The 19,979-nt window shown below is 71.9% G+C and carries 12 protein-coding genes and 1 pseudogene; all 13 read right to left on the reverse strand.

Annotated elements, in window-relative coordinates:
* Positions 1-94 precede the first annotated feature (94 nt).
* Positions 95-1,438, reverse strand: a complete 1,344-nt coding sequence (locus AB0H86_RS26770; RefSeq protein WP_362443761.1) for an acetyl-CoA carboxylase biotin carboxylase subunit — start codon at positions 1,436-1,438, stop codon at positions 95-97.
* Positions 1,435-1,980, reverse strand: a complete 546-nt coding sequence (locus AB0H86_RS26775) for a biotin/lipoyl-containing protein (RefSeq protein WP_362443763.1) — start codon at positions 1,978-1,980, stop codon at positions 1,435-1,437. Before AB0H86_RS26775 ends, AB0H86_RS26770 begins: the two co-directional genes overlap by 4 nt.
* A complete protein-coding gene (accD, locus tag AB0H86_RS26780; RefSeq protein WP_362443766.1) occupies positions 1,977-3,689 on the reverse strand; it encodes an acetyl-CoA carboxylase, carboxyltransferase subunit beta in 1,713 nt (570 codons plus the stop codon). Before accD ends, AB0H86_RS26775 begins: the two co-directional genes overlap by 4 nt.
* Entirely contained in the window at positions 3,686-5,278 is a 1,593-nt protein-coding gene (locus AB0H86_RS26785) for a PfaD family polyunsaturated fatty acid/polyketide biosynthesis protein (RefSeq protein ID WP_362443769.1), read from the reverse strand. Before AB0H86_RS26785 ends, accD begins: the two co-directional genes overlap by 4 nt.
* Positions 5,272-7,278 (reverse strand): beta-hydroxydecanoyl-ACP dehydratase, encoded by a 2,007-nt coding sequence (locus AB0H86_RS26790; protein ID WP_362443772.1) that lies wholly within the window; start codon positions 7,276-7,278, stop codon positions 5,272-5,274. Before AB0H86_RS26790 ends, AB0H86_RS26785 begins: the two co-directional genes overlap by 7 nt.
* Positions 7,275-11,660 (reverse strand): SDR family NAD(P)-dependent oxidoreductase, encoded by a 4,386-nt coding sequence (locus tag AB0H86_RS26795; protein WP_362443775.1) that lies wholly within the window; start codon positions 11,658-11,660, stop codon positions 7,275-7,277. Before AB0H86_RS26795 ends, AB0H86_RS26790 begins: the two co-directional genes overlap by 4 nt.
* Before the next feature lie 157 nt (positions 11,661-11,817).
* Positions 11,818-13,008, reverse strand: a pseudogene (locus AB0H86_RS26800) (beta-ketoacyl synthase N-terminal-like domain-containing protein); the annotation flags it as partial.
* 36 nt (positions 13,009-13,044) lie between these two features.
* Entirely contained in the window at positions 13,045-13,656 is a 612-nt protein-coding gene (locus AB0H86_RS26805; RefSeq protein WP_362443778.1) for an SGNH/GDSL hydrolase family protein, read from the reverse strand.
* A 56-nt stretch (positions 13,657-13,712) separates the two neighbouring features.
* Positions 13,713-14,948: an NAD(P)/FAD-dependent oxidoreductase gene (locus AB0H86_RS26810; RefSeq protein ID WP_362443781.1), complete on the reverse strand. Its 1,236-nt coding sequence runs from the start codon at positions 14,946-14,948 to the stop codon at positions 13,713-13,715.
* 209 nt (positions 14,949-15,157) lie between these two features.
* A complete protein-coding gene (locus AB0H86_RS26815; protein ID WP_362443784.1) occupies positions 15,158-16,921 on the reverse strand; it encodes an AMP-dependent synthetase/ligase in 1,764 nt (587 codons plus the stop codon).
* A 69-nt stretch (positions 16,922-16,990) separates the two neighbouring features.
* On the reverse strand, positions 16,991-17,935 hold the full coding sequence (locus AB0H86_RS26820; protein WP_362443787.1) for a LysR family transcriptional regulator: 945 nt from the start codon (positions 17,933-17,935) through the stop codon (positions 16,991-16,993).
* A gap of 134 nt (positions 17,936-18,069) precedes the next feature.
* On the reverse strand, positions 18,070-18,702 hold the full coding sequence (locus AB0H86_RS26825; protein ID WP_362443789.1) for an HAD family phosphatase: 633 nt from the start codon (positions 18,700-18,702) through the stop codon (positions 18,070-18,072).
* 13 nt (positions 18,703-18,715) lie between these two features.
* The gene (locus AB0H86_RS26830; RefSeq protein WP_362443792.1) at positions 18,716-19,543 is read right to left on the reverse strand and encodes a cytochrome P450; all 828 of its coding nucleotides are present in this window, start codon (positions 19,541-19,543) and stop codon (positions 18,716-18,718) included.
* Positions 19,544-19,979: the final 436 nt, after the last annotated feature.

A 19,979-nucleotide genomic window follows, 5' to 3' on the forward strand; every position in this document is an offset into this window, starting at 1 on the left:
CGTGTTCGACCGCTCGTCACACATGTTCGCCCACATTGCCGGGGGGGCGGGAGCTACGCGCGGCGTAGCTCCCGCCCCGTCGGCATTGTGGGCTTCAGAGCGTCAGCGTCTCGAGGAACCGGGTGTCGTGCTCGACCGCGCGGAAGCGCGGGTGGTCCAGGACATCGGAGAGGAACTCCGTGGTGGTGGCCACGCCGGGGCCCCCGACGCGGGTCTCGGCGAGCGCCCGGCGCATGCGCGCGATCGCCGTGTCCCGGTCCGGGGCCCAGACGATCACCTTCGCCAGCAGTGAGTCGTACAGCGGCGGAACCTGGTAGCCGGGCCCCACATGCGTGTCGACACGGACGAACGGGCCCGAGGGCAGCACGCACTCGGCGAGCCGTCCCGGGGTCGGCGCGAAGTCCCGCGCCGGGTCCTCGGCGTTGATCCGGCACTCGATCGACACGCCGCGCGGCATGACGTCCTCCTGCCCGAAGCCGAGCGGCTCGCCCGCCGCGACACGCAGCTGCTCGGCGACCAGGTCCACCCCGGTGACCATCTCGGTCACCGGATGTTCGACCTGCAACCGGCAGTTGACCTCCATGAAGTAGAACCCGCCCGCCGGGTCGACGAGGAACTCGAAGGTGCCCGCGCCGACGTACCCCGCGGCGCGGGCACCACGCACCGCCGCGGCGGCCATCTCGTCCAGCAGTTCGGCGGGCAGCCCGGGCGCCGGGGACTCCTCGACGAGCTTCTGCTGACGCCGCTGCAACGAGCAGTCGCGGGCGCCGAGATGCACCACATTGCCGTGGGTGTCGGCCAGCACCTGGATCTCCACATGCCGCGCCGAGTCCAGGAACCGCTCGACGTACAGGCGGCCGTCGCCGAACACGGCCTGGGCGCCGGCCCTTGTCCGCAGCCACGCCTCGGCGAAGTCGGCGGGGTCGCGGACCACACTGATCCCCCGGCCTCCGCCGCCCGCCACCGCCTTGAGGATGACGGGATAGCCGATGCGGTCGGCGAGCTCCGACGCCTCGTCACCCTCCAGTGGCCGGCGGCTGCCGGGGAGCAGCGGCAGACCTGCCTCGGTCATGATGGCCCGTGCGCTCGCCTTGTCGCCCAACTGCTCCATGACCGTGGCCGGAGCGCCGACAAAGGTGATTCCCTCCGCCTCGCACACCTCGGCGAAGTCCGGGTTCTCGGAGAGGAAGCCGTACCCGGGGTGGACGGCGTCCGCCCCGGTGGTCCTGGCCGCCTCGATCACCGCGGGTATGTACAGATAGCTCGTCTTCGCCGGGCCGGGGCCGATCTGCACGGACTGGTCGGCGAACCGCACGACCGCGGAGTCGCGGTCGGCCGCCGAGTGCGCCGCCACCGTGCCGATGCCCATCTCGCGGCAGGTGCGGGCGATCCGGAGCGCGATCTCGCCCCGGTTGGCGATCAGCACCTTCTTGATCATGACTGCGGCTCGAGCACGATCAGCGGCTGGCCGTGCTCGACCGCCGCGCCGTCCGTCACCAGGATCGCGGCGACGCGGCCGCCCTGGTCGGCCTCCACGGGGATCATCAGCTTCATCGCCTCGATGAGGCCCACCTGGCGGCCGGGCTCCACCACATCGCCCTCCACGACGAAGGGCTCCGCCCCCGGTTCGGCGGCGTGGTAGAACACCCCGACGGTGTGGGCGCACACCCGGTGGCCGTCGTCCTGCCGTGGCGCCGTGGGCAGTTCCTCCTCCACCGCGGCCGCCGGGGCGGCGGGTGGCAGCACCACGGCGGGCACCACGGCGGGCACGACGGAGGTCACAGCTGACGACGAGGCCGCCTCCCGCCACTCCACCTGCACGGACAGATCGCCCGCGGTGACCCGCACCAGACTGGGTGCCCGGGCCTCCCGCGCGGACAGTGCCACCGCCTGCTCGCACAGCACACCGACCACCCGGTCCACATCCTGTGCCGTGACGAAGGCGGTGCCGCCCTCGCCGCCGTTGGTCGCCACGCTCATCGTGCGTCCTCCTTCTCGACGGGATCCTCGTCCAGCACTACCGATGTGTCGGCGCCGAACCGGCGGAACCGGGCGCGCCGAGCGGTCACCAGGGTCATCTGGTCCAGCGGGAGCAGCCCGGCCAGGCCGTCGGCCAGCGCGTCACGCAAGGCGCCGGCGGCGGCCAGGTGATCGGTCTCCGCGCCGTCGCCGGGCTCGCGGACCACGCCGTCCACGATGCCCAGGGCCAGCAGGGAACGGGCGTCCACCCGCAGCGCGGCGGCGGCCTGAGGCGCCGCCGCGGGGTCCTTCCACAGGATCGAGGCGCAGCCCTCGGCGCTGATCACCGAGTAGACCGCGTTGGCGCACATCAGCACGCGGTCGGCGAAGGCCAGCGCCAGCGCGCCACCGCTGCCGCCCTCGCCGGTCACCACGGCCACCACCGGAACCGGCAGCCCTGCCATCAGCTTGAGGTTCTCCGCGATGGCCACCGACTGGCCGTGCTCCTCCGCCTCGATGCCGGGATAGGCCCCCGCGGTGTCGACGAAGGTGACCACCGGGAGTCCGAGCTTGGCGGCGAGCCGCATGACACGTGCGGCCTTGCGATAGCCCGCCGGGGTCGGCATGCCGTAGTTGCGCGCGGCCAGATCCCGCGCGTTGTGCCCCTTCTGCGTGCCGATGACGACGACCGACGTCCCCTCGAGGCGGCCGAGACCGGCCACCAGCGCGGGACAGTCGGCGTAGGCGCGGTCGCCGTGCAGCTCGGTGAAGTCCGCCAGCAGCAGCCCGATGTAGTCCAGGGTGGTGGGGCGCCCCAGCCGCCGGGCCGCCTGCACGCATTCCCACGGGTCGCGCTCCGGCAGCATGGCCGGGTCGCGGATCACCGCGATCCGCTCGGCCGACCGCTCGTGCGGTACGCCGTCGGGCTGTCGGCTCGCGACCGACAGCAGCTGTCCGAGGGCGGAGCGCAGCTCCACCCTCGGCACGATCATGTCGACCACGCCGTGCTCCAGCAGGAACTCGGCGGTCTGGAAGCCGGGCGGCAGCGTCTGACGGATGGTCTGCTCGATCACCCGGGGCCCGGCGAAGCCGAGCCGGGCGCCCGGCTCGGCCACGATGACGTCGGTCAGCGTCGCGTACGACGCGGCCACGCCGCCGAACGTCGGATCGCTGATCAGCGTGATGGTCAGGATCCCCGCCTCGTCCAGCTGGCCCAGCGCCTGGCTGGTCTTGGCCATCTGCATCAGCGAGACGATGCCCTCCTGCATCCGGGCCCCGCCAGAGGCAGTCACCAGGAGCAGCGGCGTACGCTCGCGCAGGGCGATCTCGCACGCCTGGGTGACCGCCTCGCCTACGTTGGCGCCCAGGCTGCCGCCGAGGAAGCGGAAGTCCATCGCCGCGACCACCACGGGGTTGCCCTCGACGAGGCCCCGGGCGCACAGCACCGCGTCCGGCATGCCGGTTTTCGCCCGGGCGTCCCGCAGCCGGTCCGCGTACGGGCGGCTGTCCGTGAACTCCAGCGGGTCGCTGTCGGACACGGCGGTGTCCAGCAGGCGCGTCGACTCCGGATCCAGCAGCTGTTCGAGGCGCTCGGCGGCGGTGAGCGGACCGTGCCAGCCGCACTCCGGGCAGACCCGCGCACCGCGCGCGTACCGCTTGCCGTACAGCATCGCCGAGCACCGGCCGCACACCAGCCAGGCCGCGGGCCCGGCCGAGAGGGTCGCCGTCATCGCAGGTCCTCCTGGTCGCCGTCGGACAGGGGCGCCGGCACATACGTCGCACAGTCGGCCGGCAGCCGTACGCCGGCCAGGCGCAGCTGGCCCGCCCGGGCCGTGAAGGCGGCGCCGCGCATGAGGTGCGTGGCGACCTCGGCGACGGCGCGGTTGGCGGGCGCGGCGAGGTGCGTGTCCGCTACCCACTGGTTGAACGCGCCCATGGCGGGCCCGCACCAGATCTGATAGTCCGCCATCCGCTCGGGCACACCGCGGATGCTCCACCCCGAGGACAGCCCCAGGTACCAGCGGAACACCAGCGCCATGCGGCGCTTGGGGTTGCACCGCGCACGCTCGATCTGCTCCGGGTCGCGCTCGGTGAAGAACCGCGTGCAGTCCTCCCACACCTCGTCCAGCGGTCGCTGGAAGACCCGCTTCTCCAGATCGGCCCGCTCGCTCTCCGCGATGGACTCGATCGAGTCGTGCGTCCGGTACGCCTCGTACAGCCTGCGCGCCCGGCCGGGGAACATCGTGCCCCGCTGGAGCACCTGGACGTCCACCCCCATCTCGAACATGTCGGCGGACGGGGCCATGACGCAGTCCGCCACCCCGGCGGCGGCGAGCAGGTCCTTCGCCGCCGGGGACTGGTCGGTCTCGACGCAGGCCTGGTTGACCGAGCCGGTGACGACATACGCGGCGCCGAGCGCGAACGCGGCCGCGGCCGCGGCCGGAGTGCCGATGCCGCCCGCCGCACCGATGCGCACCGGGCGCGGGTAGGCCAGCTCGCGCTGGATCCGGTCGCGCAGCGCGATGATCTCCGGCAGCAGCACCACCAGCGGGCGCCGGTCGGTGTGGCCGCCGGAGTCCGCCTCGGCGGTGATGTCGTCCGCCATCGGCACCCGCAGAGCCAGTTCGGCCTGGTCCGCAGTGATCGCGCCGGACTCAGCGAGGGAACGCACCATACCCTCGGGCGCCGGGCGCAGGAACCGCTCGGCCACCTCGGCCCTGGAGACCTTGGCGATGATCCGGTTGGCGGCCACCACCCGGCCCTCCGCGTCCAGGGAAAGACCGGCGGCGCGGTAGTGCACCACGTGCGGCGTCAGATCGAGGAACGCCGACGCCTCTACACAGCGCACCTGGTGACGCAGGCACAGCTCCACCACGGCCCGCTCCATGGCCGGCTCGCTCGGGCTGTGGATCAGGTTGACGGCGTACGGGGCGCCCGGCACCGCCTCTGCGATCCGGCCGAGCGCCGTGTCGACCTTGTCGGTCAGCACCCCGGCCGCGCCGAACGAGCCGAGGAAACCGGCCCTGGCCAGGGCGATCACCATGTCGGCCGACGCGATGCCATTGGCCATGGCGCCGCCGTGGTAGGCCTGGCCGACCCCGTGCGCGGCGCGGAACGCCGGGTCGCCGAGCGCCTGAGGCGGCAGGGCCGGCACGGAGGCCAGCACCTGTGCCCGGCGGGCGAGCCGGGCGTCGGTGGTGACACCGACGCCCAGCTCGTCGCGCACGACGAAGACCGGACGGTCCAGCAGATTCAGCTCGCGGTAGATCGCCTCGGAGTCCCGGGCGGTGCCCGTCTCCCGGTCGGTCGGTGTCACCACGGTGCCGCTCCGTTCTCGCGCAGTTCGATGGCGATGTCGGTGAGTTCGTAGATGCGCAGCCCCGGCTTCCACATGCTGGCGTCCGCGGTGAGGCGCAGCCGCCCGGACTTGCGCTGGACCTCCTTGACGTGCACCTCCAGCGTGGAACTGCCGTCGGTGGGCAGGAACTGGCCCCGGTACTTCCAGGTGAACGGCACACCGACCGGCAGTACGAAGCCCGGGTCGCGCATGCCCTCGGCGAGCCCGGAGTCCAGCAGCCACTCCTGCATCGCCTGGATGACCGTCTCGACCCCGAGCGAGCCGGGGATCACCGGGTCCAGGTGGAAGTGGCGGGCGAAGAACCAGTCCTGCGGGTCGATCGTCCGCTCGGCGTGCAGATAGCCCTTGCCGTACTGACCGCCGCCGTCCACCACGGTCAATTCGTCCAGCAGCGAGAGGTGGTCGCGGGAGCAGAGCGGTGCGGCCGGGGCGGCGCGCCGGGCGGCCACGTCGATGGTGCGCACCTCGGGACCGGGGTTCTGCTCCAGCCAGGTGGGCACCGAGCGGCCCGCGTCGAGACCGGTCTGGTTCGCCAGCGCCTGTTCGCTGAAGTAGCCGAACAGGGTCTCCCCGGCATAGAACGGCTCGCCGTCCGCGGTGAGCGTGTAGGTGAAGCTCTGGAGCGTCGAGCCGGGCATGTCGGTGGTGCCCAACAGCGCCGAGTCCTGCCGGATGGTGGTGTCCCGCAGGTCGACCTCGCGCAGCACGGTGGCCGTGCCGCCGAGGTTGCGCAGGCTCTGTGTCTCGTCCGGCCTGCTCAGCGTGGCGCCGAGGTGGTAGCCGATCAGCAGCGCCGACTGGAGGGAGGTCTCCATGTAGACGCAGTTCGGCATGGACGCGTTGGCGGTGTCCGCGTAGTACCAGGAGTCGGCGGGGGAGTCGTACTCGGTCTGGTACGTCGCGCTGTCGAGCTTGCCGCGCTCGCCCTGGAGAGCGACGACCCGGTCGACGAGCAGCAGCCCGCCGGTGGGAATCCGGGTCGCCTTGATGCCGGAGTAGTGGGCGAACTCAGGGCCGAGCGCGATGCCCTGGTCGCCCCGGGCGAGGTGGGCGAGCTGGAACTCGCTCAGCAGCACATGCTCGCCGAGGGAGCTGGTGCGGCCCAGCCATCTGGCGGGGACGCCGCCGCGCTCGGGGCCGACCGGCACCCCGGGCCTCTCGTGCAGGGCGAGGGCGACGTCGGTCATCAGCGTCCCGCCGCAGCGGGCGCGCACCCGCAGGCCGGGCCTGGGCACCAGGTCGATCCACTCCACCTCGACCTCGACGACGTCGTCGCCGTCCGCTTGCGCCGACTGCTCGATCCGCGTGACCTGCGGGTCGACGCGGACGAACCGTGCGTCTGCGAGGCACAGATGCAAACCGGTGTACAGGGCGAACACCTGGGCCGCCTGCACGGCCGCGTCGACCGGATCGGCGCCCGGAACGCGGCGCGCCAGTACGCGGCCGCGGCTGCCCGCGCCGCCGCGCAGCTGAAGAGCCGTCACCTCGGCCAGCGCGAGCTCCGCACCGGCCGCCAGGCGGACATCGGGGTTGCAGTCCTCCTGGTCGTACCGGGCGCCGAAGACACCCGCGATGTCGCCGACGGCCAGCCGTCGCAGCTCCGTTGTGCCCAGCCGGGTGACCGCGGAACGGGCCAGGGGCTTGAACGCCGCCTCGTCGGACACCCGGACCAGCACCCCGGAAGTGGCATACCCGCCGGGCAGGCGCAGCAGCCGGCGCTGGAGCGCAGCCTGCGCGCGAAGCGCGCCCGAGTGGGCACTGACCAGCGCCGTTCGCAGCTCGGCGAGGGTGGAGGCCGCCGGCGGCGCGCCCTGCGCCGGGGCCGGGACGGCCCGCAGGGCCACCTCGTGGGGGCGGGGTGAAGCCGGTTCGAGCAGGGCCGCGGGGCCGGGCTCGGGCGGGGGAGTGGTCCAGGCGACCGCGTCGAACGGCTCGCCCACGAACTCCAGGACTTCGGTCATGACGCGCTCGTCTCCTCCCGGCCGGCCGGCTGGTGCCACAGCCGTACCGACTCACGGAACTTGTCCGTCATGTCCCTGGTGGACACGACGGTGACGTCGGCGAAGCGACACAGCTCCCGGCCGTCAGCCGTGGCCGCGGTGGCGGTCACCGTGACCGCGCCGGCCGCCTGCCGCGCCTCGTCCAGCACCAGGACGAACGGCTCGTCGTCGGGCAGCGGTGCGAACCACTCGGCCCGGCCGATGCCCAGCGGCAGACAGGCGCCGCCGAGCAGCTCCTTGCCCAGCACCGGCGGGCCCTGGAGCAGGACGTCCGCGAGGACCGGGCTGTGCAGCCGCCCGTGGTACGCCCCGCCGGCCACGTCCGCGTCGGCGAGGCGGCACAGCAGCACCATGCGGTCCGCCGAGCGGTCGAGCACCCGGCGCATGCCCTGGAGGCGCGGCGCGTGGAACTGGGTGGCCTCGCGGTAGATCTCCAGAGCGTCCTCGGGCCCCTCGGTGACCGGCGGGACGTCGATGACCGGCGCCTTCGGCGTCCGGGCCGAGAGCAGGAACGTCCCCGCGTAGTGCGAGACCAGGGGGCCGGCGGCCGACCGGCCGCGCACCGCGGCCCGTACGAGCACCTCGTCGCCGTCCGGGGCCCCGGCCTCGGCCTCGACGCGGTAACCGCCGTGCTGCGCCCCGTCGAAGACGATGCCCTTGTGCACCTGGAAGTCCAGGGCCCGCACGACCCGCAGGCCCGGGTGGGCCCGCTCCACGACGCCGATCAGCCAGCCGAGCCCGAAGGTGGCGGGGAGTACCGGCCGGCCGCCGATCCGGTGCGCCTGGATGACCTCGTCGGCTTCGATGCCGGCGATGTCCCGGTGGGCGGCGAACGCCGGGGCGGCGACGGACTGCCGGCCGCCGAGGGCGGTGTTCTCACCGACCAGCACGCACACCTCCGCGGAGGGCGGCTCGGTGAACTCCTCGACGAACGCCCGCGCGCCGACCCGGGGGTCGAGCAGCGGGATGCCCCGGGCGGTGAACAGCTCGCGCAGATCGGGAGTGACCATCCCCGCGTCCCAGGCGCCCCAGTCGACGGCGGTGACCCGCGCCTCGGGATGCGCGTGCCGCCACCCGGCCGCGAACCGGCACAGCGCCTCGTTCGCCGCGGCGTAGTCGGCCTGTCCCGGGTTGCCGAGCAGGCCCGCCACCGAGGTGAACAGCACCAGGTGGCGCAGAGTGGCGCCGTCCAGAGCGTCGAGCACATGGCGCAGCCCGTCGAGCTTGGGCGCGAGAACCCGCTCGATCTGCTCCGGCGTCTTGTCGGGCAGCAGCGCGTCGGCGAGCACACCGGCGCCGTGCACCACGCCCGTGATCCGGTCTCGGTGCCCCTCCAGCGCCGTGCGGACGGCAGCCTGGTCGGTGGTGTCGACGGCGAGGTACTCACCGCGGTCGCCCAAAGCGGCCAGCGTGGCGCGGATCTCCCGCTGGGCGAGCAGCCCGCCGTGCGCCCGCTGCACCTCGCGCGGGGCGGGCCGGCCGCCTTCCGCGGCGAGAGCGGCGATCACCGCGGGCTTGAGGTCGGCGTCGGCGACACCGGCAGCCCAGTCCGGCTCGGGCTCCAGCCCGGTGCGGCCGAGCAGCAGGAAGCGGGCGGGCGCGTGCTCGGCGAGCGCGCGGACGCACTCGGCGGTCACGCCCCGGGCGCCGCCGGTGACCAACAGCAGATCCGCCGCGGTCAGCGCGGTGGCCCCGAGGTCGCCGCCTGAGTCCACCGTGCTGACGCGGCGAGCCTCGCCGTGCCTGCCGGGCACCACCGTCCAGCGGGCCCCGCGCTCGTCGACTCCCACCTCGAGGGTGTCCCGGGCCGCGTCGCGGATCTCGGTGAGCGCCGCGGCGGTGAACTCGGCCTCGGACCGGGCCGGGTCGATGTCGATCGCCCGGCAGAACAGCGCGGGCCGCTCGGCCGCCAGGGTCTTCACGACCCCGCCGACACCGCCCACCAGGGACGCGACCGCGCCGCGCCGCCCGTGCAGGCCGAGACCGCCGTCGAGCCGGGTGACGGTGACGAACCCGGCCCGTCCCTCAGCGGGGTTCAGCGCGTCGGCGGCGCGACCGGCGATCAGGATCGCGCCGGTCAGCCGCCGCCGCGCCGCCTCCCAGTCCTCGGCCGCGTCGACCAGCGTGACGCACAGGTCGACGCGGTCCGCCAGCGCGTCGGCGGCGGCTGCGGCGGTCGGTGCCGCCCTGCGGACCGTCCAGCCCTGGTCCTCCAGGGCGGCGGCCAGCGCGTCGCCGTCGGCACCCCCTTCGTCGAAGAGGACCGCGACCGGCTCCGCCGGGTAGGGCCGCTCGATCACGTCGACCGCGGGCAGGCCCACGAGTTCGACGACGTGCCGGGGCGCGCGCGCCCCGGCGTCACGGCCTTTTGGGTCGACATCACCCGCTCCGGCCAGGTAGTCGGCGATCTGATCGACTGTTCGCAACTCCCCGAGCTGTTCCAGCCGGATCTCCGGCACGCCCGGGATCCGCTCCTGGATGGAGCCCAGCACCTGGACCCGCTTGATGGAGTCGACGCCGAGGTCGGCTTCGAGGTCCATGGTCGGGTCGATCATGTTCGCCGGGTAGCCGGTCTTCTGCGCGATCACGTCGACGAGCACGGTGCGTACGTCATCGATGCCGACGGAGCCGCCATTCACCGACAGTTCGGCAGCGGCCGGAACGGGGGCCGGTGCGGGCTCGGGGAAGGCGACCGGAGCGGGGGCCGGAGCCGGAGCAGGCACCGGAGCAGGGACCGGAGCAGGAGTAGGGACGGGGGCCGGGGCGGCGACGGCGAGCTCGGGCGGCGTGGGCGCGCCGAGCAGCTCGGGGAACTCCGCGTCGACGGCGCCGGCCGGCACGGCCCGCGGCGCGGCAGCGTACGCGCCGTTGGGTACTCCGGCGTCCAGCTCCGCCAGGGTGGCCAGGATCTCGCTCGCCCGGGCGTGGGCCCGGCCGATGGCGACGCTCTGCTGGGCGACGGCGGTGATGGCCTCCGAGGTGTGCGGCTGGGCGGGCTGCCGCAACGCGCCGGCCACCTGGTCCGCCACCTGCAACTGGCTTTCGAGGTAAAGGGTGTGCAGCGCGAGATGCTGTTCGACTGGGCTGTGCACGGTGGTCTCCACTGACGCGACGGTAGGTGTGACGGGGACGGACACACGGGTGCTCGACGCGCTGCTCGCGGGCAGCGGTCGCGCGTCCCCGTTCGACACCGGCGCCCCGTCGGCCGGTGACGGTTCAACAGCGGCCGTGACGGACGGCTCGGCCATCGGGGCCGGAACCCGGTAGCCGCTCTCCAGCGACTCCCGGTACGCAGTGGCGCGCTCCTCGGGTACGTACTCGGGCGCCGACAGAGAGATGGTCATGCCGCCGGGCGCGGCGGGCTCGGCCGGCGGCTCGGCGTACCGGTTGATCTCGGACAGCGGGACGCCGAGCACCGCGAGCCGCACCGCGGCCTGCTTCAGCGCCGTGTCGCTGTCGCCGAGCGGACCGCCGTCGGTGGCGAAGGCGTGCACCTCGTCGCCGAGGGTGCGGCGCACCAGCTGGGTCAGCACCTGCTTGGGCCCGAACTCGACGAAGACGTTGACCCCGGCCTCGCGCATCGACCGCAGCGCGGCCACGAAGTCCACCGGCTCCAGCAGCTGCCGGACCAGAGTCTCCGCGTTGGCCTCGGCGTCCGCGCCGTACGCGGCACCGGGGGTGGTGGCGTGCACCGGCACGGTCGGCTCGCCGACGCGCGCGGCCTCCACGGCCGGTCGGAACGCGTCCACCGCGTGCCCGACATAGTGGGTGTGGAACGCCGCGGAGACCGGCAGCAGCCGCGCGGTGACCTCCTGGCCGGCGCAGGCCTCGACCAGCCGCTCGACATCCTCGGTGGGACCGCCGACGACCACCTGGTCGGGGGCGTTGTTGTTGCAGATCACCACGTCGGGGAAGTCCTTGAGCAGCTCGCTGACCTGCTCGCGGCCGAGCTGCACAGCCGCCATCGTGCCGCTGTCCTCGTCGCCCACCGGAGCCATGGCAGCGCCGCGCGCCCGGGCGAGCGTGAAGTAGTCCTCGTCGGACAGCGCAGCGGAGGCCCACAGCGCGGTCAGTTCGCCGAAGCTGTGCCCGGCGAACGCCGAGCAGGACAGGCCGAGTTCGCCGAGGTAGCGGAACTGACCGGCCGACAGCGCGCCGATCGCGGGCTGGGCGTGCTCGGTGCGGCGCAGCGACGCCTCCTGACGCTGGCGCAGCTCGGCGTCGAACACGGGCGGCGGGAAGACCACCTTGCCGAGCCTGGTCTCCGCGCCGGAGAAGCACGCGTTGGCCTCGTCGAAGGCGCCCGCGACGACAGGGATGTTCAGCGCCGCGTCGAGCCCCATGTCGAGATACTGGCTGCCCTGCCCGGCGAACAGCGCGGCCGACCTTCACATCGGGCGCGGCCCGGCGGCGGAAGTCGACGGCCTTGTTCGGCTCGTCGACGTTGATGGTGCTCGGCAACACCTTGTGATGCAGCGCGAAGGCGAGCTTCATCAGGCTCGCCGTGCCGGCCGCGCCCTTGGTGTGCCCGATCTGCGACTTCACACTGCCCAGCGCGGCGAAGTGCTGCTCCTCGGAGGCGTCGCGCAGCAGGTCGCTCAGGGCGCTCAGCTCGGTGCGGTCGCCGACGGAGGTGCCGGTGGCGTGCGCCTCGAACAGCTCGACCGACGCGGGGGAGCACTCGGCGTCGGCGTACGCGCGGTCCAGAGCGACCCGCTGGCCCTCGGCCCGCGGGGCGTAGATGCTCTTCGACCGGCCGTCGCTGGACGAGCCGATGCCCCGGATCACCGCGTAGATCCGGTTTTCGTCCCGCACGGCGTCGTCCAGGCGGCGCAGGGCGACCATCCCGATGCCCTCGCCGAGCAGGGTGCCGTCCGCCTCGTCGGAGAACGGGCTGATCCGGTCGCTCTTCGACAGCGCCCCGACCTTGGAGAAACACATGTAGATGAAGATGGTGTTCTCGGTGTCCACCCCGCCGGTGAGCATCATGTCGGCCCGGCCGTCGACCAGTTCGGCCACCGAGAGCCGGATCGCCGCCAGCGAGGCGGCGCACGCCGCGTCGACCGTGGTGTTCATGCCGCCGAGGCCGAGGCGGTTCGCCACCCGCCCGGCGACAACGTTCGCCAACAGGCCGGGGAAGGAGTTCTCCTGCCACGGCGCGAACGCCTTGACGTACTTCTCGGCGATCTCGGAGGCATCCTGTGCGGTCAGCCCACAGCTGCGCACCACCTCCTTGAGCACCGGGGTGGACAGCCGCGCGGCGAGCGGGTGCATCAGCGGCACCGGGCCCGTGGTGCCCAGCACCACGCCGGTCCGGGAGGCGTCGTACCAGCTGGACTCCGAGGCGCCCGCGTCGCGCAGCAGGTCGCGCGCCACGCCGAGGCTGAGGGTCTGCATGGTGCTGGTGACTTCGAGCTGGTTGGGCGGCAGCCCGAACTCCAGCGGGTTGAAGTCCACGTCCGGCAGGAACGCGCCGCGCCGCGAGTAGGTCTTGTCCGGTGCGTCAGGGTCGGCGTCGTAGTAGTCGTCCAGACGCCAGCGCGATTCCGGCACCTCCTGGGTGCAGTCGGTCCCGTCGACGACGTTCTGCCAGTACTCGTGATGGTTGCGCGCCATCGGGAAGAGCCCCGATGTGCCGACGATGGCGATCGGGGTGCGGGCCAGCCTCCGGTCGGCCAACTCCTCGCTCATGTCTTTCCTTCCGAGAAAAGTGCGTTACGGCCGTGATCAGGCGGCGTTCAGGGCGGTCATGCCGGTGGCGCGGGAGAACAGGTCGGCCATGGAATCGGCGAAGCGCTGGTGGCCGAGCGGGCTGGGGTGCAGGCCGTCCTCGGACCAGAGCGCGGGCTCGCGCCACTCCGGCAGCCGGTCCAGGCCCAGGCAGAGGGTGCCGGTGGCCCGAGTGACCTCGTACAGTGCCGCGTTCGCCTCGGCGAAGCGCTCGCGCATCTGGTTGCGGAAAAGGTCCGGGAGCTGAAGGTTCCCGGGGATGTCCGGGTAGCCGGCGGTCAGCACGGTGGTGTCCGCGCCTGCCAGCGAGCTGAAGACGGTGTGCAGATTGCGCCGGAAGCGCACCTGGTCGTAGTCGCCGATCAGGTCGTTCACCCCGACGATGACCCCGGTCACCGGGGCCTTGTTGACCAGCGCGCGGCGCAGCTGGCCGTCCACCACATCCTGCGTGGTCGCGCCGTGCACGCCGAGGTTGAGCAGGGCTGCGCGCGGCAGGTTCAGCCAGTCGGCGAACCGGGAGACCCAGCCGCGGAACCCGTCACCGGGCGCGGGATCTCCTCTGCCTTCCACGAAGCTGTCGCCGAGCACGGTGAACCGGATCGCCGGCATGGGATGTCCTCTCGATCGTCCGGCCGGGAACCCGGCCAGGTGGGTGGAGGTGCCCGTCAGCTCTGGGTGAGCAGGCGCTTGTCCTGCGGGAAGCCGACTTCCTCGTAGAGTGCTTCGAGGTTGGCGGTGGAGAAGAACTCGTCGCCGTGGACCCCGCCCGCGATGAGGCCGAGGAACTGCGCGGAGTACTTGGGGCTCTGGGCGGCCGCGCGGAACACCGAGTCGTAGTACGGGGTCAGGGACAGTTCGGACAGCGTGCAGGTCAGCTCGAACGTGCCGTTGCTCTGCACGTCGCGCAACTTGGCGTACTCAGCGACCGCGTCATCCGTCGACCGCTGACCGGACAGCCCGAGGTGCAGCTGCTCGGCGAGCAGCTCGCCGTACTTGAACGCGTCGGTGATGCCCCAGCCGGTGAACGGGTCCTTGTGGTAACCGGCGTCGCCGACCAGCGCCCAGCCCGGGCCGTGTGAGGTGCGGTAGTAGTTGTCCGGGTAGCGCATCGGCCGGAAGTTCTCGGTGCGCGCGCCGCTGTCCCGCAGCTGCTCGCCGAGCTGAGGGGCGACCTGGTCGTAGACCTCCTGGAAGCTGCCTTCCACATCGCGCCGGAAGTCGCGGAAGCGGTCGTTCTTCCGCATGACGGCCAGCAGGTTCCGCCCGTCGTTGGTCGGCCAGGTGCCGATCTGCTGCTCGGCGAAGGAGGTGTTGTGGTGCATGCCCCAGTCGAGACCCTCGAAGTACGAGTAGTAGACGAAGCAGGCGGCGGGGACGCTGCGGTAGATCTCGGCGCCCACCTTGTCCGCGACGACGGAGTTGCGGCCGTCGGCGCCGACCACGAAGGAGGCGTGGAACTCGCGCTCGGGGCCGTCGTTCTCGCGGGCCTTGACGCCGACCACACGGTCGTCGGCGAACAGCACGTCGGTGACGGTGAACCCCTCGATCACCTCGGCACCCGCCTCGCGGGCGGCGTCGACCAGGATGGCGTCGAGTACCGTGCGCCGCGGGCAGTAGACGGCGTCGATGCCGTCGATCGGGTCGGCGAACCCGACGATGTCGATCCCGGTGTACGAGAAGTTGAGCTCCCGGATCGGCGGCACGCCGCTGGCGATCACACGGTCGAGCAGACCCCATGCCTGAAGCCGGGAGAGCCCCGCCTGGTGGATGTAGTGGGTGGAGATGGTGTCGCTGGGGAACGTGGACCGGTCCAGTACCAGGACGCGGTGACCCTGGCGGGCGAGCAGCATGGCCAGTGGTGAACCGGCGCAGCGGGCACCCACGACAATGACGTCATACATGTGATCTCGCTCCTGAGATGAAGTCGGCACAAGCGATTCTGTCGACCGCCGCAAAATGCGGTCAACATCAACAATGGAAACCCATCATTCGATTAGCCGGAGCAATGAAGACGGGAATAGGAAACGCCCCTGAAATTAAAGGGGTTGATCCGGTGGCCTGGTGTTGCGGTGCGGTTTACCGGATGGCCAGATCGGTCCCGAATCGCCGGTCAGTAGAGCGCGGTGACATCGGCCGCGAATGATTTCTCGATGGCCGCCCTGCGTAGTTTCATCGAAGGGGTCAGCAGTCCGGACTCCACCGTGAAGTCGCCCTCGACGACCCTGAAGCGCCGGATGGACTCGGCGCGGGACACCAGGGAGTTGGCGTCCTCGATCGCCGTCTCGATCTCCGCGAGCAGCGCGGGGTGCTCGGTCCACCCGGCCCCGTCGAGGTCGAGGCCGTGGTCGGCGTTCCACTTCGCCATCGCCGTGCGGTCCACGGTGACCAGCGCGGTCACATAGCTGCGGTTCTCCCCGACGACCATGCAGTTGCTCACCAGCGGGTGCAGCCGGATCCGGTCCTCGAGCGGGGTGGGGGAGATGTTCTTTCCGCCACTGGTCACCAGGATTTCCTTGGCCCGCCCGGTGATGACCAGATAGCCGTCCTCGTCGAGCCGGCCGAGGTCGCCGGTGTGCAGCCACGGCTGCTCGGTCGCCGCGGCGCCGGTGGCCTTCTGCCGCTCCGACGGCCAGTAGCCGGGCGAGACGTTGCCGCCGCGCACGAGCACCTCCCCGTCCTCGGCTATGCCGACGGCGGTGCCCGGGATCGGCCTGCCGACCGTGCCCATCCGGTTGGTGCCCGGCGCGTTGACGGTGACCGCGGTCGCCGCCTCGGTCAGCCCGTAGCAGTTGAGTATGGTCACGCCGACTCCTTCGTAGAAGGCCGCGGTGGTCTCGTCGAGCGACGCCCCGCCCGCGATGACGTAGCGGAAAGCTCCGCCGAAGCTCTCCCGCAGCCGCTCGAACGTGTCCCGGTCCAGGGCCTGGTACGCCTCGGCGACCGCGGCGTCGACGCTCGTCCCGTGGGCGTCGGCGAGGCCCACCGCGATGGCGGTCTCCTCCGCGGCGGGGTCGACCAGGGCGCGGCTGCGCTTGCGGATCTTCTCCAGCGCGTAGGGCACCAGGGCCAGGAAGGAAGGCTTGAAGACCGGTAGTTCGGCGAGCAGTTCGGGGATCCCGGGCACCAGGCCGGTGCGGGTGCCGCCGCACAGGCAGGACAGCAGGATGGTCCGGCCGAAGACGTGGGCCAGCGGCAGGGCGAGCAGCGTGGACGCCTGGCCCGCCGACGGGTCCTCGGCGGCGCGGCGAAACAGCCACCCGGTCTGCTCCACGGTGTTGGCGGAGGACGCGTACATATTGCGGTGGGTGAGCATGCAGCCCTTGGGCGGCCCGGTGGTGCCGCTGGTGTAGACGATCGTCGCCAGGTCGTCGGCGCGGACCCGGTGCCGGCTCTCCCGGAGCTCGTTCTCGCGTCCGGCGACCTCCCACTGGTGCACCTCGGCCATCAGCCACACCCCGGTGGCGCCGGCGGCCTCGAGCCGGTCCCGGTCCTGAGGCGTCTCGGCGAAGTACCAGGACGCCCCCGAGTCGGTGAGCACGTGCCGCATCTGGTACTCGGAGGCGGTGGGGTAGACCGGGACGGTGACCGCCCCGATGCTGAGGACGGCGAAGTCGGCGAGCACCCACTCGTAGGAGTTGCGGCCGAGCACCGCGACGCGGTCGCCGAACTCCACGCCGTGCGCCAGCAGCGCGCGGGCCACAGAATTCACCTGTTCCGTGAATTCGCGGATACTGATGTGTTGCCAGCCGGTTTCATTCTTTGTGGCCAACGCGATACGATCCGGGTCCGCGGTTGCCGCACGGTCGAGAACGTGGAACAGGCCATGTTCGTCGGGGAGATCGAGACCATTCTTGGAATAAGAAACTGTCGTCACATGGAAAAATACTCGACTACCCGCCGGGGACCGGCAACGGGTAATTTCTGAACGGACGGTTGGCGCTGCCTATCGCAGCAGCTTCGATTCGGCCCGGGCGGCGGGGGCGGGGCAGTCGAACGGTCTGACCGCCTCCATGCAGTCCAGAAAGGCCTCGACCAACGGGCTCTCGTCCGAGGCCCGCCAGACCGCGCACAGGTCGATCATCGGCACCGGGTCGTACAGCTGCACCACGGCCGGGCGCGTCCCGCCCGCGTTCGAACCGACGGACAGCCCGCGGGACATCGAGGCGAAACCGACCAGCGGCTTGATGGACACCACGATCGCCGTCGCGCCCGGGTCGTTCAGCGTGTGTGCGACGTTGAGCGAGATCCCGCAGCGCTGGGCCGACGCCAGGATCGCGTCGTACATGGCGGGGCACTGGTCGCGGGCGAAGAGGATGCACGGATGGTGTGCCACCTCGGCGAACGGCACGCCGGGGCGTCCGGCCCACCGGTGCCCCTGGCCGACCACCGCGACCAGCGGCACCTGGAGCAGCCGCCGGTAGCGGAACTCGGAGGTGACCGGGTGTCCGTACACCAACGCGATGTCCAGGGCGCCCGCCGCGAGCGCGTGCAGCTGCGGACCGGTCCGCTTCTCGCACATCCCGACGGTGACATCAGGGAAGTCGGCGCTCATCTTCGCCAGTGTCGTGGGCAGAACGTGCTGCCCGGCCGGGAAGTTGTAGCCGACGTTGATCGTGCCGGTCCGCCCGGCCGCGGCTTCGCGTGCGGTCAGGGCCGCCTTGTCGACTTGGGCGACGATCGTCCGGGCCTGCATCTCGAATGCCCGTCCGGCCTGGGTCAGCCGCACTTCGTGCGACGTCCGGGCCACCAGCTCCACCCCTAGGGTTTTCTCCAGTCGCTGGAGCTGTTGGCTGAGTGAGGGTTGGGTCAGGTGAAGCTTCGTGGCCGCACGGCCGAAGTGCAGCTCCTCAGCGATCGCCAGGAAGGACACAAGGTGTCTGAATTCCATCGCGGGCCTCCGCACGCCAGGTATGGCCGACATGCTCACGGACCCGGGCAAACCTGCGGTGAATCGCACCTGGATGGAGCCGGGCAACCTGGCACCGGGTGCCACCCCCCGGCCCCCTTCAGCCCCTGGATGGTTCAGCCGAGCAGCTCGCCCAGCACCGCCAGGGTCGTGCCGTTGTCCACGTGACGTACGGTCCGCCAGCCGCGGTCGGCCGCGGCCGCGCAGTTGATCTCCGTGTCGTCGATGAGCAGGCACTCCCGCGGGGCGACGCCGAACGCCTCCTCCGCGAGCCGGTAGATCTCCGGATCCGGCTTGCGCAGGCCGGTCTCATGCGACTTGATCACCCTGTCGAACACCGTCTGATCAGGGATCATCGCGGCCCGGTGCACCTCCCATTCGCGCACGCTGTTGGTCAGCATGCCGAGCCGGAACCCCCGTCGGCGCAGCCCGGTCAGCGTCTCGTAGAGCGGCCTGTTGAGCGGCCGGTCCGCGTACCAGTAGTCGCCGAAATCCCCCAGATCGATGCGCGGAACCCACGCCGGAGCAAGCTCGGCCGTCAGCCGGCGGCCCCACTCGCGCTGTGAGATCCGGCCCCGTTCGAGCAGCTCCAGCAGATCCACTCCGTCCCGGTCCGCCAACCGGCGAATTCCGGCCAGTAGTTCGCTCACCGGCATCCCGGCCGCGTCGGCCACGTGCCGCAGCGCGGTGTCGACCGGCGGGGTGAGCACTCCGCCGAAGTCGGCCCATACCATGGTGACTTCGGACATCAGCCCCTCTTCCTCAGTCGAAGGACTGCACCAGGCAGGTGCAGGTGCCGTGCGCGACCAGCTTGTCCTCGGCGTTGTAGACGTGCGCCTGTGCGGTCGCGGTACGCCGCCCCACGTGCACGGTGCTCGCCTCGCAGCGCAGCTCGCCGTCGTCCAGCGCGACCGAGCGGACGCCCTCCTCGATCCGCTGCCCCCCGAGCGTCATCGCCCGCTTGGCGGACCGGGTGGTCAGCTGCACCGGAGGCTCGTACCGCAGCAGCTCGTCCACCGCGCTGGGCACGTACTCCGGGTGCTCGCGCAGGCGCGCCATCTCGCCCGGGTCGCGCATCAGCGCCAGCAGGCCGCTGCCGACCAGATTGACGGTCGTCTCGTGCCCGGCCACCAGCGTGGTGACACACGTGGTGAGCAGCTCCGTCTCGGTCAGCACATCACCGCGGTCCTCCACCGCGGCCAGCGCGCTGAGCAGGTCGTCCGCGGGCGCGGTGCGACGCTTGTCGATCAGCTCGCGGAAGTAGCGCATGAACTCGCGCGACGCGGTGCTGCGCGCGGCCTGCGTCTGCGGGGTCATCAGGACGTCCGGGGCGAAGCCGCGGGCGAGGTCCTGCGACCACTTCTGCGCCGCCTTGTGGTCCGCCGCCGGCACTCCGACGAGCTCGCACACCACCGTGAGCGGGAGCGGGTAGGCGATCAGGTCGAACAGGTCGAACTCCCCGGCCTCGAGAGCCGCGTCGACCAGGTCGGTGACCAACTGCTCGATCCGCGGGCGCAGGCTCGCCACGGTGCGCGGGGTGAACGCCTTGGACACCAGTGTGCGCAGCCGCGTGTGGTCCGGCGGGGCCATCCACAGGAACGAGGTGGGCAGTTCCTGAGCCGCCTCCTCGGCCGAGACGCTCGGGTGCAGCTGACCCCGCCTCGTCGGCGTGGCTCCAGTCGTTGCTCGGGAGGACCGAGGCGCACTCCGCGTAGCGCGTCAGCAGGTGCAGACCCAGCGGGGTGCGGTGCACCGGACCGGCCTCCCGCAGTTTCCGGGCCGGCGTATAAGGGTCGGCACGATGAGTGGGAAGAAAGAGCTCGGCCATCGCGACATCGGTCGCGGAGGGCCGGCCCGGCATTTCGTCGCTGTCGGTCGCAGTGTTCACTTCAGGAGTCATCTCCCGCCGGTTGCCGCGAAAGCCTGGGGATCCGGGGAACCCCGGGCCGATCGATGCGGGTCACCATCCTGGCGCCAGATGAATTCGCCCTGAATCCGTGCCGACAAAACAGTTTCGTGCCCACCT

It is taken from the genome of Streptomyces sp. NPDC050997 (assembly GCF_040660135.1).
GTDB lineage: Bacteria > Actinomycetota > Actinomycetes > Streptomycetales > Streptomycetaceae > Streptomyces.

Bases quoted from the DNA above. Each gene is read 5' to 3' on its own strand.
- AB0H86_RS26770 (WP_362443761.1), bottom strand. From the start codon at position 1,438: ATGATCAAGAAGGTGCTGATCGCCAACCGGGGCGAGATCGCGCTCCGG.
- AB0H86_RS26775 (WP_362443763.1), bottom strand. From the start codon at position 1,980: ATGAGCGTGGCGACCAACGGCGGCGAGGGCGGCACCGCCTTCGTCACG.
- accD (WP_362443766.1), bottom strand. From the start codon at position 3,689: ATGACGGCGACCCTCTCGGCCGGGCCCGCGGCCTGGCTGGTGTGCGGC.
- AB0H86_RS26790 (WP_362443772.1), bottom strand. From the start codon at position 7,278: ATGACCGAAGTCCTGGAGTTCGTGGGCGAGCCGTTCGACGCGGTCGCC.
- AB0H86_RS26795 (WP_362443775.1), bottom strand. From the start codon at position 11,660: ATGGGGCTCGACGCGGCGCTGAACATCCCTGTCGTCGCGGGCGCCTTC.
- AB0H86_RS26805 (WP_362443778.1), bottom strand. From the start codon at position 13,656: ATGCCGGCGATCCGGTTCACCGTGCTCGGCGACAGCTTCGTGGAAGGC.
- AB0H86_RS26810 (WP_362443781.1), bottom strand. From the start codon at position 14,948: ATGTATGACGTCATTGTCGTGGGTGCCCGCTGCGCCGGTTCACCACTG.
- AB0H86_RS26820 (WP_362443787.1), bottom strand. From the start codon at position 17,935: ATGGAATTCAGACACCTTGTGTCCTTCCTGGCGATCGCTGAGGAGCTG.
- AB0H86_RS26825 (WP_362443789.1), bottom strand. From the start codon at position 18,702: ATGTCCGAAGTCACCATGGTATGGGCCGACTTCGGCGGAGTGCTCACC.
- AB0H86_RS26830 (WP_362443792.1), bottom strand. From the start codon at position 19,543: ATGGCCCCGCCGGACCACACGCGGCTGCGCACACTGGTGTCCAAGGCG.